The organism is Prevotella sp. P5-108 (genome assembly GCF_002251385.1).
GTDB lineage: Bacteria > Bacteroidota > Bacteroidia > Bacteroidales > Bacteroidaceae > Prevotella.
Genome location: NZ_NPJJ01000063.1, coordinates 86,705 through 101,883, shown reverse-complemented (window position 1 = coordinate 101,883; position 15,179 = coordinate 86,705). Strand labels below are relative to the sequence as shown.

Here is a 15,179-nt window from a genome sequence, read left to right as displayed (position 1 = left end):
ATGGGGGAGAGGGGGGGTTATCCCTTCTTCTGCCGTTCCAGCAGGTCGGGGCGCAGACGGCGGGTGCGCTCATAGCTCTGCTCTATCTCCCAGTCCTTGATTTTGGCTTCGTTGCCGCTGAGCAGGATGTCGGGCACACGCCAGCCTTTGTATTCTGCCGGCCGTGTATAGATAGGCGCTGAGAGCATGTCGTCCTGGAAACAGTCCGACAGAGCGCTCTGCTCGTCGCCCACCACGCCCGGCACGATGCGTACCACGGCATCCGAGATGATGGCAGCAGCCAGTTCGCCACCGGTGAGCACGTAGTCGCCCACCGAGATTTCGCGGGTGATGAGGTGGTCGCGCACGCGCTGGTCTATACCCTTGTAGTGGCCACACAGGATGATGAGGTTCTGCTTGAGCGACAGGTCGTTGGCCACATGCTGGTCAAATTGCTCGCCGTCGGGGGTGGTAAAGATTACCTCGTCATAGTCTCTCTCGGCCTTGAGGGCGCTGATGCAGCGGTCTATGGGCTCTATCTGCATCACCATGCCGGCAAAACCGCCGTAGGGATAGTCGTCCACGCGGCGCCATTTGTCCTTGGTGTAGTCGCGCAGATTGTGCAGATGTATCTCAGCCAGTCCCTTCTTCTGGGCACGTGCCAGGATAGATTCGTGAACAAAGCCCTCGAGCATTTCGGGCAGAACGGTAATGATATCTATTCTCATAGTGTCTATTTCTCTGAATTTCATCTACAAAGTTACGACAATTTTGCCAACCATCTCTTATATTTATGCTCTTTTTCGTACCTTTGCACTATCTTTGGACTATTTTTATAAACATGTATCATATGAAACAGAGATTACTTATGCTTGCAGCCTTCACCGTGGCTGCCGTTTCTGGCTTCGCACAGAATGTCCAGTTGCATTATGATTTGGGTCGCTCGCTTTACAATGACCTTTCCGAGCGTCAGAGTGTAACCACCACTATCGAGTTGTTCAAGCCCGACCGTTGGGGTAGCACCTATTTCTTCACCGACCTCGATTATGAGAGCGACGGAGTGATGGGCGCTTATTGGGAGATTAGCCGCGAGTTCAACCTTTCTGCCAACAAGCAGTGGGCTGCCCATGTAGAGTACGACGGTGGTGTAAGCACCGGCCGTATGGACAACAGTTATTATGGCAACCGTTTCCAGCAGGCGGCTCTCCTTGGTGGTGCGTGGAACTGGCATAGTGCCGACTTCTCCCGCACATTCTCGCTGCAGGCTATGTATAAGTATTATTTCAAGAATGCTCACAAAGACATGCGTGCTTTCAACAGTTTCCAGGCTACAGCAGTTTGGGGCATCAATTTTGCCAAGGGTCTTTGCACCTTCAGCGGTTTTGCCGACCTCTGGTATGACCAGAGCGTGCGGGGTCACTACATTTTCCTGAGCGAACCCCAGTTCTGGGTTAACTTGGACAAGCTCAAGGGATGGGATGATGTCCATCTGAGTCTTGGTAGTGAGGTCGAGCTGTCCAACAACTTCGTGTGGAACAATCGGGGTGAGAACAATAAGTTCTATGCCATCCCCACGGTGGCAGCCAAGTGGACTTTCTAAACTTGGAGACCATATACAGAGAGCGGCTGACGGGTTATATGCCTGTCAGCCGCTCTCTTTTGCTTCATGCAGTGTCTATCCGAAACGCTCGACGAACTCGTCTTCACTGATAATGGGGATGCCCAGCTCCTGGGCTTTCTTGTTCTTGCCCGACTGAGAGGTTACATCGTTGTTGATGAGGTAGTGGGTCGAGCGACTTACGCTACCTGTAACCTTGCCGCCTTGACTCTCGATATAGGCCTTGAGCTCGTTGCGGTTTTTGTAGTGGTGCACATCGCCGGTCACTACGAATGTCATTCCCTCGCAACGGGCGCCGGCTGGCGCGGTGGCATCTGCCTCGATTTCTATCTCGGCGAGCAGACGGGTCACCATCCTGCTGTGCGTGGGATTGTGGAACCACTCCACTACAGCAGCCGATTTCTCGGGGCCTATGCCGTCGATGTGGGCAAAGTGTTCAGGGTTGTCGGTCTGAGAGGACTCGGCTACCAACTCTTCGAAGGTGTATGCGGCGAGTAGACGCTTGCACACGTCGGTGCCGCATAGAGGTATGCTCAGAGCGTATAGCAACTGGCGCGCCTTGATCGTGCGTGCTTTCTCTATGCTGCGCAACAGGTTGCTTACTGACTTGCGCCCGAAGCCTTCCATCATCGACAGCTCCAGCGCATGCTCGTCCATGTGGTAGAGGTCGGCATATTCGCTCACCCAACCCAGGTTGATGAACTTGGCGATGGTCTGTTCGCTCAGTCCGTCGATGTTGGCACCAGCCTTGGAGACAAACCGTGCAAACTTGCGCAGCTGTTTGGCGGCGCAGTCGGCATTGGTACAGTGCAGCGTGCGTGTGCCGCTTGCACTCTCGGTCACCTCGGTGGGTGCGCCGCATACGGGGCAGGTGGCGGGGATGTCGAGTGTGCCCACGGTCTGTATCACCTCTATCACCTTGGGGATAATCTTGTTGGCCTTGATTACCGATAGGGTAGTGCCGGGGCCGCCTATGCCCAGGCGTTCGCACTCGCTGATGTTGCAGAGCGAGGCGCGCTTCACGGTGGTGCCCTCGAGGCTTACGGGAGTGAAGACCGCCACGGGCGAGATGGTCGATGCCGCGCACGACCACTCGATGTGGTCCAGCTGGGCCTGCGCACTCTCGTCCTGCCACTTGAAGGCGTAGCCGGCGCGGGTGGCGTGGTGCCCCGTGACCGAACCGGTAGAGGCATAGACCGTGTCGTCATAGACGATTACCAGGCCGTCTACCGGGAAGGGGCATTCTCCGCTGGTGACCTTGTGGGTCCAGCCATCGATGCTGTGGTCTATGTTGTCGAGGGTGGGCGTGGCTATCAGCTCGCGCTCCACGGTGGTGAAGCCCAATCGGTCCAACAGCACCATGCGGTCGCCCCACGAACCGACAGCCTCGTCGGTATAGACCAGCGTAAAGGCTATCCACTGGATGTGGCGGCGGCTTACCTCGTTGATGTCTTTCAGCGTGAGCGAGCCCGAAGCCAGGTTGCGGGGGTTGGCATACTCTTCGTCGCTCTCCATATTGAATATCTCAAAGTCCTTGTAGGATATTACCGCCTCGCCACGTATCACGAGGTGGCCCTGATGGTCTATGTGCTGGGGGATGCCGCTGATGGCTGGCGCCAGGTGGGTGATGTTGGTGCCGGTATGACCGTTGCCGCGCGTCACGACCTTGCTGAGCAGTCCCTCGTCGTAGGTCACCACGAGGGTGAGGCCGTCGAGTTTCCACGACATCCAGATGGGGCGCTCCTCGGCCCACTTCACCAGGTCGGCAGGACTCTTGGTCTTGGCGAGCGACAGGGCGGCAAACTCATGGTCTTCCTTCTTGCCGGCGATGTTGTCTTCTGACACCTTGGCAGTGGGCGAGCCGTCGAGCGTGATGCCCGTGAGCGTCTCCATAGCCTTGAGCCGGTCGAAGAGAGCATCCCATTCGTAGTCGGTCATCAGCTCTTCCTTGCCATTATAGTAGGCTGCAGACGCCGCATTGAGCTGTTCTATCCACTGGCGCATCTGTGCCACGCGGCTGTCAGTATTCTGTTCCATAGTTTTACCTTATTTATATATATAGTAGCTTCCGTCGGTACCGTCGCAGTAGTCGCGCGCCAGCTGGAGAATGTACTCGGCATTGGCGCGCACGTCGGCCTCGCAACCGTCATACCCGTTGATGAGCACCACGAGGTGGGTGGTGTTGTCGTCTATCTTGGTGCGCTCGTTGTCGGAGGTGGGAGTGCCCACGCCACCCACGGCGTCGCGATAGACGGGCAGACCCTCGATGTTGATGGTGCCGCGGCCAATGCCCTCGTAAGGTTCGCCGGCACGGCCCACACCCAGGGTGAGCGTGTCGCCCTCAAACTTGTCGGCGTCGAAACCGCCAATGCTGTAGCCATAGCGTATGCTCGCCAGATTGACAAGGTCTACCAGCGTATTGATTTGGTAGAGCTGCTTGCCTTGGAGGATTCGGCGGATGAGGGCTTCGGCAGCAGGACGGTAGCGCGACGGGTCTTTGCCGCAGGCGCGGTAGACCTGTCGGGTGGCTGCTATGCCCGAAATGTCTTTGAGCGTCTCTGTCGTCAGGGTCTGCCTGAACTCCTGGCCCAGTCGGTCTATCTCGCCCCAGAGTCCTGCTGAGTATGGGCTGTTGTGTACGTATATCTCTACATGTGCTCCCACAAACTCGGGGCACACGCTTTCTATCTTGTCAGATACTATTATGCGCATGGTGATACTGTTGGTTACTATGTTGCGAAATTACGAAAAAAATAAGACATAGATGTAATTTGTCGGCAAAAACTTGGCGACATCCCTATGAAGCGGCGCTATCATGGCAGTTGTTGCCAAAGCGCAGGAGCATGAAACGATGTGGAGGACAGTGCCCCACGAAATCATCGGAATATCCCGATTTCTGCCCGAGATGCAGTGGAAACTGATTGCGAACTGCGAAACGGTAAAATCGAAGTGTGAAATGAAGAAATCATGGTTGGAAATCCTGAAATCAAACCACGCAATTATTTTTAAGTTCATCAGCATGGTTTTCATTCCGCCGACTATCGGTCAGAAGATGCCCCCACGGGAGACCACGTGGGTGAAAAAGGTGGCGTGAATGGCGGCCGATGCAGGCTCGATGTGCTTACAAATCGTAAGTGAAAGGATAAAGTTTGAAAAAAAACGAAGAAAAATGTTTGGAGAATGTGATTATTTATTATATTTGCAGCAATTAATCAATTAAAAACCAATATAATCATGAAAATCGGTATTCCAAAAGAAATCAAGAACAACGAGAACCGAGTGGGTATGACCCCCGACGGCGTGGCCGAACTGGTAAAACACGGGCACGAAGTGTTTGTACAACATACAGCCGGCGATGGCAGTGGCTTTGCCGATGCGGCGTACGAGAAGGTGGGTGCCAAGATACTGCCCACCATCGAAGCGGTGTATGATGTGGCTGAAATGATTATAAAAGTCAAAGAGCCCATCAAGCCCGAATATCCTCTGCTGAAGCATGGACAGTTGGTATTCACCTATTTCCACCTGGCTTGCGATTTGGAATTGACCGAGGCCATGGTCAAGAGCGGTGCGGTGTGTCTGGCCTACGAGACGGTGCAGACAGCAGACAAAAGGTTGCCTCTGCTGGTTCCGATGAGCGAGGTGGCAGGCCGCATGGCGTCAATCAACGGTGCCTACTATCTGCAGAAGACCAAGGGCGGAAAGGGCAAGCTGATGAGTGGTGTGCCCGGCGTGAAGCCCGCCAAGGTGCTGGTACTCGGCGGCGGCATCGTGGGTGAAGCGGCTGCGCGCATGGCTGCTGGAATGGGGGCAGAGGTGTATATCACAGACATCAGTCTGCCTCGTCTGCGCCAGTTGGATGCCGAACTGCCCGCCAATGTGCATACGCTATACTCGACCGAGCACAATATACGCAAGGAGTTGAAGGATGTAGATATCGTAGTAGGTTCGGTACTGGTGCCGGGCGACAAGGCTCCGCACCTCATCACCCGCGATATGCTGAAGGAGATGGAACCCGGAACGGTGCTGGTGGATGTGGCGATAGACCAGGGCGGCTGCTTTGAGACTTCGCATCCCACAACACACAGCGACCCCGTATATGAGGTGGATGGCATCGTACACTATGCCGTGGCAAATATTCCCGGTGCAGTGCCCAACACGTCGACCGCCGCTCTGACCAATGCTACGCTGAAGTATGCCTTGGCTCTGGCAGACAAGGGTTGGAAGAAAGCATGTCGTGAAGACGCGGCTCTGTATAAAGGCCTGAATGTGGTAGAGGGCAAGATAACCTTCAAGGCTGTGGCCGATGTATGGGGTATGCCTTATGAACCGGCTCAGGTAGATTAACTCCTAATGGGTGGCTTGCCACCAAGCAGTCATAGATTTCCGGCCCGCTACGTAACTGTTGGTAGTAGGGTCGGAAATTGTTATTCCGCAGAACGTGGTGACGGGGATGGTGCTTATGCCGCCATTGAACCCGCTCAGGTCGGTATACACGGCATTGGTGTGGGTGTGGTAGGGCACAAGTCGCTTGACCAGATAGTCAAACTGGCTGCGGTCATTGGCATCGCAGAGGTCATCGATGTAGCTCTTCATGTCAAAGAAAATGGTCTGTGCCATACCGTCGAGTTTCTGCAGACGGTCGATATGGGTGGCATCAAAGGTGTAACGGCCGTTGATGTCTTTCATCCACGCAGCCATAGCGTCCATCTGTCGGCAGTCTATCACCGAGAGCGTGCCGTAGGGATAGGTGTGCTGGGTGTAATAGGTATGAAACTCGTTGACAATGGACTGATAATCGGGGCTGGTGGCAGCCAGGTGGCGCCAGATGCGGTAGTAAGGCAGTCCGTCGGCCATAATCTCTGAGGTGGAGGCGATGATATGGTCGGTGGCGTCCTTTAGGTCGTATGCCACTTCGACTCCCGCCATGTAGCAGTCGTCGAAGGCGATGAACTGAAGGGGCATGGCTGCTCTCTTGATGCCTTCGGCAAGGTCGGAGAGCTCGGTCTGAAACTTGGCGTCGATTCCGCCAAACGAGCGGCTACGGTAATAGTCCTTGACACCGCTTGGAATCCATCCGTTGCCATGGCATCCGATGACCATGGCATATCGGGGAGCCGGGGCGGCGGTCTTGACATCGCCTAAGAGTGCAGCTATGCCCGAGGCACTGGTGTAGTCGTAGGCATTGTAACGCTTGAGCGTGTCGCGGACGCACTGGTTGCCCTGATACCTGATTTCTACCAATGCAGAGTAGGTAGGCGACTGCGAGATGAAAGTGAGCAGGCGCGTATTGCCCATCCCGCCCTGTTGGCGGATGGCCCTTTCTATATTCTCAATGTTGTTGATAAAGTACGAATATAGATTGCGCTGGTAGGGAGGTTGGCCAGTAGACGACCAAGGAAGGTAAAGAAAAAGCGTTTTCTGGGTCTCTGGCGGTGTCGGAGCATTGTCGTCGCTACAAGAGGTAAACAACAGGGTCACGAAACACACACACAAACCGAGAAAACGCTTCATAATGATTAAGTATTTAATGAGTTCTATTTCTTTCTGAGCTCAGCAATCGACTCCTGGAGTGCTGCAATCTTCTCGAGCGAGTCGCTCTCCTTCTTGCGCTCCATGGCTACGACAGCCTCGGGGGCATTGGCGACGAACTTCTCGTTGGCGAGCTTCTTGCGGATACCCATGAGGAAGCCTTCGAGGTGCTTGAGCTGTGCCTCGGCCTTGGCTATCTCGGCCTCGACGTCGATGAGGTCGCCCAGAGGTACGGCAAACTCGTGAGTGCCCACCATAAAGGCGCTGGCGCTGGCATCCTTGTCGCTCACTACGTCGATGCTGCTGAGGTTGGCCATCTTGGTGATGACGGCGTTGTAGGCAGCGAAGGCGTTGGTGCCGATGGCCTGCAGAGCCAACTGCTCCTTGGGCGCAATGTTCTTCTGGTTGCGTACCATGCGCACGCCGCTTACTATCTGCTTCACCTCCTCAATCTGCGAGATGAGGGTAAGTTCGGCCTCGGTGGGAGCGGAAACCTTCAGCGCGTCGCGCATGATGCTCTCGCCATCCTTGCGGTCGTAGATGTGCTGCCACAGCTCCTCGGTGATAAACGGCATGAAGGGGTGCAGCATCTTGAGCAGTGTCTCGAAGAAGCGCAGTGTCTTGTCGTAAGTGGCGCGGTCGATGGGCTGGGCTTCGCCATTGATGTAGGCGGGCTTGACCATCTCGAGGTACCAGCTGGAAAACTCATCCCAGAACAGGCGGTAGACAGCCATCAATGCCTCGGAGATGCGGTACTTGCGGAAGAGGTCGTCGACCTCCTCGTTGGTCTGCTTGAGCTTGGCGTCGAACCACTCGGTGGCTATGCGGCTTGCCTCGGGCTGCTCGCCGTCGGCAACGGTCCATCCCTGAACCAGACGGAAGGCATTCCAAATCTTGTTGTTGAAGTTGCGGCCCTGCTCGCACAGGCTCTCATCGAAGAGGATGTCGTTGCCGGCGGGGGCGGAGAGCATCATGCCCATGCGCACGCCATCGGCGCCGAACTTCTCGATAAGTTCGATGGGGTCGGGAGAGTTGCCGAGACTCTTGGACATCTTTCGGCCCAGCTTGTCGCGTACGATACCGGTGAAGTAGACGTTCTTGAACGGTATCTTGCCGGTGTACTCCTCGCCAGCCATAATCATGCGGGCTACCCAGAAGAAGATAATGTCTGGTCCGGTAACCAGGTCGCTGGTGGGGTAGTAATAATTGAGTTCCTCGTTGCCTGGGTTGTTGATGCCATCAAAGAGGGAGATGGGCCACAACCATGAGGAGAACCATGTATCGAGTGCATCTTCGTCCTGTTTGAGGTCATCAGCGGTCAGAGCGGCATTGCCGGTCTTTGCCTGAGCCATCTTCAGCGCCTCGTCGGCGGTCTCGGCTACCACGAAGTCTTCTTCGCCGTCGCCATAGAAGTAGGCGGGTATGCGGTGACCCCACCACAACTGGCGCGAAATGCACCAATCCTGGATGTTGTCGAGCCAGTTCTTGTATGTAGTCTTGTATTTGGCGGGGTAGAAGTTCATCTCGCCGTCCATAACGGGAGGTAGGGCGATGTCAGCGAAGTGCTGCATGCGAAGGAACCACTGTAAGGAGAGGCGTGGCTCTATCGCCGTGTCGGGGTTTCGCTCTGAATAGCCCACCTTATTATTATAGTCTTCGATGCGTTCCATAAGTCCGGCGGCCTGAAGGTCCTTTGTAATCTGGCGACGACAGTCAAAACGGTCCATGCCGACATACAGCGGAGACGCCGCGGAAATGGTGGCGTCGGCATTGAAGATATCGATGGTCTCGAGATGGTGTGTCTTGCCCAGCATATTGTCGTTGGTGTCGTGTGCAGGGGTAACCTTCAGACATCCTGTACCAAACTCTATGTCTACATAGCGGTCCTCGATGACGGGGATGACACGTCCCACGAGTGGTACGATAACCTTCTTGCCTCTAAGCCATTGGTTCTTGGGGTCTTTGGGGTTGATACACATCGCGGTGTCGCCCATGATGGTCTCAGGGCGCGTGGTGGCTACCACTGCATAGTAACCCTTCTCGTCCTTATGGATGACATTGCCTTCGGCTGCTTGGTCAATATCCGAGCAATCACAGTCAGGAGCAATGTAATATTTAAGATTATAGAGCTTGGACTGCTCATCCTTGTAGATAACCTCCTCATTGCTGAGTGCAGTCTGGGCCTTGGGGTCCCAGTTTACCATGCGCAGTCCGCGGTAGATAAGTCCCTTGTTGTAGAGGTCAACAAAAACTTTGATGACGCTTTGAGAGCGCTTCTCATCCATGGTGAATGCGGTGCGGTCCCAATCGCATGATGCACCCAAACGGCGTAGCTGCTTGAGGATAATGCCACCATGTTCGTTGGTCCAGTCCCAAGCATGCTTCAGGAATTCATCGCGGGTGAGGTCATGCTTCTTAATACCTTGTTCAGCAAGTCTCTTCACCACCTTGGCTTCAGTCGCTATCGAGGCGTGGTCGGTTCCGGGTACCCAACAAGCATTCTTGCCTTCCATGCGGGCGCGTCGCACCAGAATATCCTGGATGGTGTTGTTGAGCATGTGACCCATGTGTAACACGCCAGTTACATTGGGAGGTGGGATGACAATGGTGTATGGTTCTCTTCCGTCTGGCTTGCTGCTGAAGAGTTTGTTGTCAAGCCAGTACTTGTACCATTTCGACTCCACTTCACGTGGGTCGTACTTACTTGCTAATTCCATATTTTTCGGATTAATAATAACATGTTAAAAAAATCATTGCAAAGTTACAAGAATTTATTGAAATTTACTTACTTTTGCATAGAAAAAATATAACAATGAATACGAGAGAAGCTAAAATAGAAGCCTTTGGCCACCTGCTTGATGTCCAGGAGCGCCTTCGCAAAGAGTGTCCCTGGGACCGCAAGCAGACGTTTCAGAGTCTGCGTCCCAATACCATTGAAGAAACCTTCGAGCTTGCTGACGCATTGATGAACAATGATATGCATAATGTGAAAAAGGAGCTCGGTGATGTCATGGAGCATGTGCTGTTCTATGCCATTCTTGGAGACGAATCCGGCCAATTTGACATCGCTGATGTCTGCAACCAAGAGGCCCGCAAGCTGATGTTCCGTCATCCATTTATAGATTGGACGGGATGGCGGGATGATCCGAAGACGGACTCGGGCGACATGCCGCACAACAGCGAGGAGGTGGAGCAGACTTGGGAACAAATCAAACAAAAGGAAAAGGACGGCAACAAGACCGTGCTTTCCGGTGTGCCAGCCTCGCTGCCTTCGCTCATCAAAGCCTACCGCATCCAGGACAAGGCCCGCAATGTGGGCTTTGACTGGCAGAAACGTGAAGATGTTTGGGATAAGGTGCGGGAAGAACTCAACGAGCTTGAGGTTGAACTCGCCAAGGACGACGCTATCAACTCTGAAAAGGAACTTGGTGATTTCCTCTTCAGCGTCATCAATGCCGCTCGTCTCTATCATCTCAATCCCGACAACGCGCTCGAGCAGACCAACCAGAAGTTCATCCGCCGCTTTGGCTACGTAGAGCAGAAGGCCAAAGAGGCTGGAAAAGAGCTTAAAGATATGACTCTCGGGGAGATGGATGACCTCTGGAATGAAGCTAAGTGTCAGGAACGCAAGAATGATAACCAATACAATGAGAATGATAACCAATAAAAGATATACAATGAAGAAGGTATGTTTTATCTTGACCATTGGAGTCGTAATGATGATGATGGGATGCGGAGGACAGAAGAACGCGGACAATAATGCCGACGCGGATAGCGTGGAGGTTATGGAGACGCCGGATTCTACGGTCTATGGAGTGTGCGGAAGTGGCACGTCGATGCATTCTCTTGAATTGGTGACCGACGAGGGCGACACCATAACCTATATGTTGGATGCCGACGATGTGGAGATGACCGTCAAAGGCGGAATGTTGGTCGGCGACCGCATGGCAGTTGTCGGCTTCAAGAATAGTGATGGAGAGATGCAAGCCTCGCAGGCCATCAACATCACCACGTTGCTCGGCAGATGGACCAGCATTGACAAGAACTTTGAAATACAGGAAGGTGGAACAGTGGCATCGGCAGTCAAAGCCGAAAGCAACCCTTGGACGGCGTGGAAGATATGCAATTGCAAGCTCATTCTCAATCGTGACACCTTTGGCATTGACGTTCTGGGAGCCGACAGCCTATATCTCGAAAATCATCAGGGCATCTACGCCTTCAAGCGCCAACCTGTGAATAGTAACGATTAACGTTTTGGAATCATTCAAGGTACATATACTCGGGTGTGGCAGTGCGCTGCCCACGCTGCGCCACAATGCATCGGCGCAGGTGGTAGAGCTGCGCGACAAGATGTTCATGATAGACTGCGGAGAGGGCACCCAGATACAGCTCCGTCGTTCGCGCGTGAGTTTCTCGCGCATTGGCCACGTTTTTATTTCCCATCTGCATGGCGACCATTGCTTCGGGCTTATCGGGATGATATCCACATTCGGCATGTTGGGGCGTACAGCACCGCTGCATGTCCATGCTCCGGCGGAGTTGCAACCCATCCTGGAGGTGGAGATGCAAGCTTACTGTCAGGGACTTGAATATAAGGTCGAGTTCCATGCGATTGATACCGCGGCGACTACCGTTATCTATGAAGACCGTAGCCTCACGGTGACTACCATTCCCCTTGAGCATCGTATGCCTTGTTGCGGTTTCCTTTTTTGTGAGAAACCGACACTCCCGCACATACGTCGGGACATGATAGACTTCTATCATATCCCCGTATGTCATATCGCCAACATCAAGAACGGCGCAGACTGGACGACCGAGGATGGCTCTGTAGTCCCCAATTCGCGCCTTACTTTCCCTGCAGACCCACCTCGCAGCTATGCTTACTGTAGTGACACGCGCTATATGCCCAAGTTGCATAAGCTCGTGGAAGGCGCTACCGTGCTTTATCATGAGAGTACCTACGACAAAGCCTGCGCCGACCGCGCCAAGCTCTACTACCACAGCACATCGGAGCAAGCCGCAAAGGTAGCGCGGGCCGCCGGAGTCGGCAAGTTGGTCTTGGGACATTTCAGTGCCCGCTATGAGAACGAGCAGACTATCCTCGACGAGGCCGTTGCCATCTTCCCCAACACCGTCTTGGCCAATGAAGGCATGGTGATAGATGTTAAATAGTTTTAATGACGCTCATTTTGTTCGTGCAAATGATGGATAGTGTGCGATAAATTACCTATTTTTGCATTGAAATACAATATTGAAAGGCTTATGATAAAAAATATACTCGTATCTGTTTTTGCTTTGTTCGTCGCCTTTGCCATGCCGTCGTCGGCGATGGCCAACCCAGGCATAGAGATTGTGGAGACCGATTTCCAGCAGATTTCTATATCTTACGCCAACTCCATCCTGCGTGTTACCGGTGCTGAGGGAGAGGTCCTTCAAATCTACAACGTGGCTGGAGTAAGAGTGATGAACGTCAAAGTAGAAGGTGAAGACAAGCGCTTTGAACTCAGCTTGCCCAAGGGTTGCTATATCGTAAAGGTGGGCAAGTGTGTTCGCAAAATCTCTGTCAAGTAGTCCGTGTCGAGCCTCCTGAAACTATTCTTTATTGCGGTTGCCGCCTTTTCGCTTGTCACCTGTAGCGAAAAGGATGTCAATCCCAACCGCGACCTTACCTTGGATGATTTTTCCACGATGCGTGTGTCTGACTATGTGGTCAGCCTGTCGCGTCTCAAGCAGCATTTGGACCGCCAAGTGCGCGATGACCGAGATACGGTCGCTTCCGATTATTTTCTTCGCAATTATTACCAGCAGGGTGGACGCCTCCTTTGGGTAGACCGTCAGGGCGTCGACCGCCGGGCTGACACTCTCTTGGCCTATCTGCGTCATGTCGACAAGATTGGCTTCAGTCCCAATCGTTTTCGTGTGTCCCAGATAGAGGCCGACCTCCATCGTATGCGCCACCTGCAGTTTGACACGCTCCACACAGCCAGTCGTGTCGTGGCTCGGCTGGAGTACAATCTTACCAAGTCATATCTGCGCTATGTGACGGGCCAACGCTTCGGTTATGTCAACCCCCGCGTGCTTCTCAACCGCATTGACCTCGTCGACACGGCGCGTATAAGCCTCGGCTATCGCACCCTTTTTGATGTTGGGATGGACACCCCTAACCGTGCGTTCTACCAGCGCGCTCTCGCCAAGGTCGAGGCCGACAGCGTAGCCGTCTTCCTGCACGATGTCCAGCCCGTCGACTCTCTGTATCGGCGGTTTGCGCAGATGCTGCAGACCACTCCGCCGCAGACGCCAGCCTACTCGCGGATAATGGCCAATATGGAGCGCCGCCGCTGGCGCACCCACCGACATCCCCAGACTTGCCCCAAATATGTGATGGTCAATGTGCCGGCATTTATGCTGACCGCTGTCGACGGCGAGACCACCATGCAGATGCGTGTAGGACTGGGAGCCGTGTCTACCAAGACCCCTCTGCTCGTCAGCGATATTTCCCGTATGGACCTCAACCCTCAATGGATTATCCCGAGGAGCATTATCCGCAACAGCGTGGTACGCCACATCGGCGACAGTGCCTATTTCGCCCGCAACCATTACATTGTGCGCGAGCGCAGTACGGGTAAGACCGTCTCCTGGCCACATTTCACATCAGAAATGCTGCTTTCGTCCGCCTATTCGGTTGTGCAGAAAGGTGGCGAGGGCAATTCCTTGGGGCGTATAGTATTCCGTTTCCCCAATTCTTTCTCCGTTTATCTCCACGACACTTCATCCCGCGGATTTTTCAGACGTGCTGTGCGCGCAGTCTCTCATGGTTGCGTGCGAGTTGAGCGCCCCTACGACCTGGCTGTCTTCCTTCTCGCCGACAAAGCCCCGTCGGTCAAAGCCAAGATACAGTATTCGATGACAGCCATGCTGGCCCGCGACGGCGAAGCCCAAGCTGATACGCTCAAGCGCCGTATGGTTATCCGTTCCAAGAGCCTCGACCCGGTAGTGCCGTTGTTCATTACCTATTACACCCTCTATCCCGACCCCCAGGGTCATATGTGTGAGTATGCCGACATCTATGGTTATGATGCCGTAATCAACCGATATCTGAACAATTACCGATGACAGTCGACGACAACACACTTCTGAAGATGCTCGCGTCGCCCGAGACCAAGCGCAAGGCATTCGGGCTCATCGTCAGCCAGTATAGCGAGATGCTGTATTGGAAGATACGACACTTTGTGCTCTATCACGACGACGCCGACGATGTGATGCAGAATGTGCTGATGAAGGCGTGGATGAATATCGACAGGTTCAAGGCCGATTCCAAGATTTCCACATGGCTCTACAGTATTGCCGTCAACGAGTCGCTCGACTTTCTGCGCCGCAAGAAGAACGTGGCCGACGCCGATGCCGACCTCTACGCCGCCCGGCACCTGATGGCTGACGAGTATTTCGACGGCGACGCCACCGAGGCCCTCTTGCAGGAAGCCATTGCCCAACTTCCCGACATGCAGCGCACGGTTTTCCTGCTCCGCTATTACGATGAGATGAAATACTCAGAGATGAGCAAGATGCTCGAGCGTACCGAGGGCGCTCTAAAGGCCAATTACCACATTGCAGCCCAGAAAGTTTTGGATTATATTAAGCAGCGTGATTAAACTATTCGAAGATACAATCGTCAAACGTATAAAGTGAATGAATATGAGCGAAATCAATCTTAATGACATGCAGTCTGGTCACCACCGCAATCCTTTTACGGTGCCTGAAGGATATTTCGACCATTTTGCCGATGACTTTATGGCCCGTCTTGATGACCAGCCTGCCGTTGTCCATCATTCATGGTGGCACCGTTACCGTTATTATGTGGCTTCAGCAGCCTGTCTGGCAGGCCTGTTGCTTACATCTACTGTCTATCTGGCCCATACGCAGCATCAGCAGACCAAGGCTCTTGCCGAGCAGCATGCCATCGATGCTTCTATCGACGAGATGGCCGACTATGCCATGTACGACAAGGGCGATATGTATGCTTCGCTGTCTGAGTATTAATGTATATATAATAAGG

15 protein-coding genes are annotated in these 15,179 nt (G+C 53.8%); 10 read left to right on the top strand and 5 right to left on the bottom strand.

Translation table 11 applies throughout. The features are described 5' to 3' along the window. Positions 1–17 precede the first annotated feature (17 nt). A complete protein-coding gene (gene trmD / locus CIK95_RS12610; protein WP_022310288.1) occupies positions 18–707 on the bottom strand; it encodes a tRNA (guanosine(37)-N1)-methyltransferase TrmD in 690 nt (229 codons plus the stop codon). 122 nt (positions 708–829) lie between these two features. On the opposite strand from trmD, the gene CIK95_RS12605 reads away from it, so the two are divergent. After that, the gene (locus tag CIK95_RS12605; RefSeq protein ID WP_094467175.1) at positions 830–1,579 is read left to right on the top strand and encodes a DUF5020 family protein; all 750 of its coding nucleotides are present in this window, start codon (positions 830–832) and stop codon (positions 1,577–1,579) included. 75 nt (positions 1,580–1,654) lie between these two features. Here CIK95_RS12605 and ligA read toward each other — a convergent pair whose 3' ends face one another. Further along, positions 1,655–3,634, bottom strand: a complete 1,980-nt coding sequence (gene ligA / locus CIK95_RS12600; protein ID WP_254046473.1) for an NAD-dependent DNA ligase LigA — start codon at positions 3,632–3,634, stop codon at positions 1,655–1,657. Positions 3,635–3,643: 9 nt separating this feature from the next. Continuing rightward, positions 3,644–4,309 carry a B3/4 domain-containing protein gene (locus tag CIK95_RS12595; RefSeq protein WP_094467165.1) on the bottom strand — a complete coding sequence of 222 codons (666 nt, stop codon included), beginning with the start codon at positions 4,307–4,309 and terminating at the stop codon, positions 3,644–3,646. Between the two features lie 103 nt (positions 4,310–4,412). Between CIK95_RS12595 and CIK95_RS12590 the strand changes: the two genes are divergently transcribed. Together CIK95_RS12590 and ald are read left to right on the top strand one after the other, a co-directional pair. Next, positions 4,413–4,691, top strand: a complete 279-nt coding sequence (locus CIK95_RS12590) for a hypothetical protein (protein ID WP_094467164.1) — start codon at positions 4,413–4,415, stop codon at positions 4,689–4,691. Between the two features lie 140 nt (positions 4,692–4,831). After that, the gene (gene ald, locus CIK95_RS12585; protein WP_094386206.1) at positions 4,832–5,941 is read left to right on the top strand and encodes an alanine dehydrogenase; all 1,110 of its coding nucleotides are present in this window, start codon (positions 4,832–4,834) and stop codon (positions 5,939–5,941) included. A gap of 3 nt (positions 5,942–5,944) precedes the next feature. Here ald and CIK95_RS12580 read toward each other — a convergent pair whose 3' ends face one another. Then, positions 5,945–7,108 (bottom strand): clostripain-related cysteine peptidase, encoded by a 1,164-nt coding sequence (locus CIK95_RS12580; protein WP_094467163.1) that lies wholly within the window; start codon positions 7,106–7,108, stop codon positions 5,945–5,947. A 23-nt stretch (positions 7,109–7,131) separates the two neighbouring features. Next, a complete protein-coding gene (locus CIK95_RS12575; RefSeq protein ID WP_094386202.1) occupies positions 7,132–9,843 on the bottom strand; it encodes a valine--tRNA ligase in 2,712 nt (903 codons plus the stop codon). A 95-nt stretch (positions 9,844–9,938) separates the two neighbouring features. On the opposite strand from CIK95_RS12575, the gene mazG reads away from it, so the two are divergent. From mazG to CIK95_RS12540, 7 genes are all read left to right on the top strand, one after another. Next, positions 9,939–10,793, top strand: a complete 855-nt coding sequence (gene mazG / locus CIK95_RS12570) for a nucleoside triphosphate pyrophosphohydrolase (protein ID WP_094467162.1) — start codon at positions 9,939–9,941, stop codon at positions 10,791–10,793. A gap of 10 nt (positions 10,794–10,803) precedes the next feature. After that, positions 10,804–11,376: a hypothetical protein gene (locus CIK95_RS12565; RefSeq protein ID WP_094467161.1), complete on the top strand. Its 573-nt coding sequence runs from the start codon at positions 10,804–10,806 to the stop codon at positions 11,374–11,376. 4 nt (positions 11,377–11,380) lie between these two features. Beyond that, positions 11,381–12,298: a ribonuclease Z gene (locus tag CIK95_RS12560; RefSeq protein ID WP_094467160.1), complete on the top strand. Its 918-nt coding sequence runs from the start codon at positions 11,381–11,383 to the stop codon at positions 12,296–12,298. 90 nt (positions 12,299–12,388) lie between these two features. Beyond that, entirely contained in the window at positions 12,389–12,697 is a 309-nt protein-coding gene (locus CIK95_RS12555; protein WP_022310298.1) for a T9SS type A sorting domain-containing protein, read from the top strand. A 3-nt stretch (positions 12,698–12,700) separates the two neighbouring features. Next, positions 12,701–14,239 (top strand): L,D-transpeptidase family protein, encoded by a 1,539-nt coding sequence (locus CIK95_RS12550; RefSeq protein ID WP_254046472.1) that lies wholly within the window; start codon positions 12,701–12,703, stop codon positions 14,237–14,239. Then, positions 14,236–14,775 (top strand): RNA polymerase sigma factor, encoded by a 540-nt coding sequence (locus CIK95_RS12545; RefSeq protein WP_094467159.1) that lies wholly within the window; start codon positions 14,236–14,238, stop codon positions 14,773–14,775. The genes CIK95_RS12550 and CIK95_RS12545 overlap by 4 nt, the downstream gene beginning before the upstream one ends. Positions 14,776–14,818: 43 nt before the next feature. Beyond that, on the top strand, positions 14,819–15,163 hold the full coding sequence (locus CIK95_RS12540; protein ID WP_144007837.1) for a hypothetical protein: 345 nt from the start codon (positions 14,819–14,821) through the stop codon (positions 15,161–15,163). Positions 15,164–15,179 lie beyond the last annotated feature (16 nt).

Coding starts and splice junctions, on each gene's coding strand:
- trmD (WP_022310288.1), bottom strand. CDS start 707: ATGAGAATAGATATCATTACCGTTCTGCCCGAAATGCTCGAGGGCTTT.
- CIK95_RS12605 (WP_094467175.1), top strand. CDS start 830: ATGAAACAGAGATTACTTATGCTTGCAGCCTTCACCGTGGCTGCCGTT.
- ligA (WP_254046473.1), bottom strand. CDS start 3,634: ATGGAACAGAATACTGACAGCCGCGTGGCACAGATGCGCCAGTGGATA.
- CIK95_RS12595 (WP_094467165.1), bottom strand. CDS start 4,309: ATGCGCATAATAGTATCTGACAAGATAGAAAGCGTGTGCCCCGAGTTT.
- CIK95_RS12590 (WP_094467164.1), top strand. CDS start 4,413: ATGGCAGTTGTTGCCAAAGCGCAGGAGCATGAAACGATGTGGAGGACA.
- ald (WP_094386206.1), top strand. CDS start 4,832: ATGAAAATCGGTATTCCAAAAGAAATCAAGAACAACGAGAACCGAGTG.
- CIK95_RS12580 (WP_094467163.1), bottom strand. CDS start 7,108: ATGAAGCGTTTTCTCGGTTTGTGTGTGTGTTTCGTGACCCTGTTGTTT.
- CIK95_RS12575 (WP_094386202.1), bottom strand. CDS start 9,843: ATGGAATTAGCAAGTAAGTACGACCCACGTGAAGTGGAGTCGAAATGG.
- mazG (WP_094467162.1), top strand. CDS start 9,939: ATGAATACGAGAGAAGCTAAAATAGAAGCCTTTGGCCACCTGCTTGAT.
- CIK95_RS12565 (WP_094467161.1), top strand. CDS start 10,804: ATGAAGAAGGTATGTTTTATCTTGACCATTGGAGTCGTAATGATGATG.
- CIK95_RS12555 (WP_022310298.1), top strand. CDS start 12,389: ATGATAAAAAATATACTCGTATCTGTTTTTGCTTTGTTCGTCGCCTTT.
- CIK95_RS12545 (WP_094467159.1), top strand. CDS start 14,236: ATGACAGTCGACGACAACACACTTCTGAAGATGCTCGCGTCGCCCGAG.
- CIK95_RS12540 (WP_144007837.1), top strand. CDS start 14,819: ATGAGCGAAATCAATCTTAATGACATGCAGTCTGGTCACCACCGCAAT.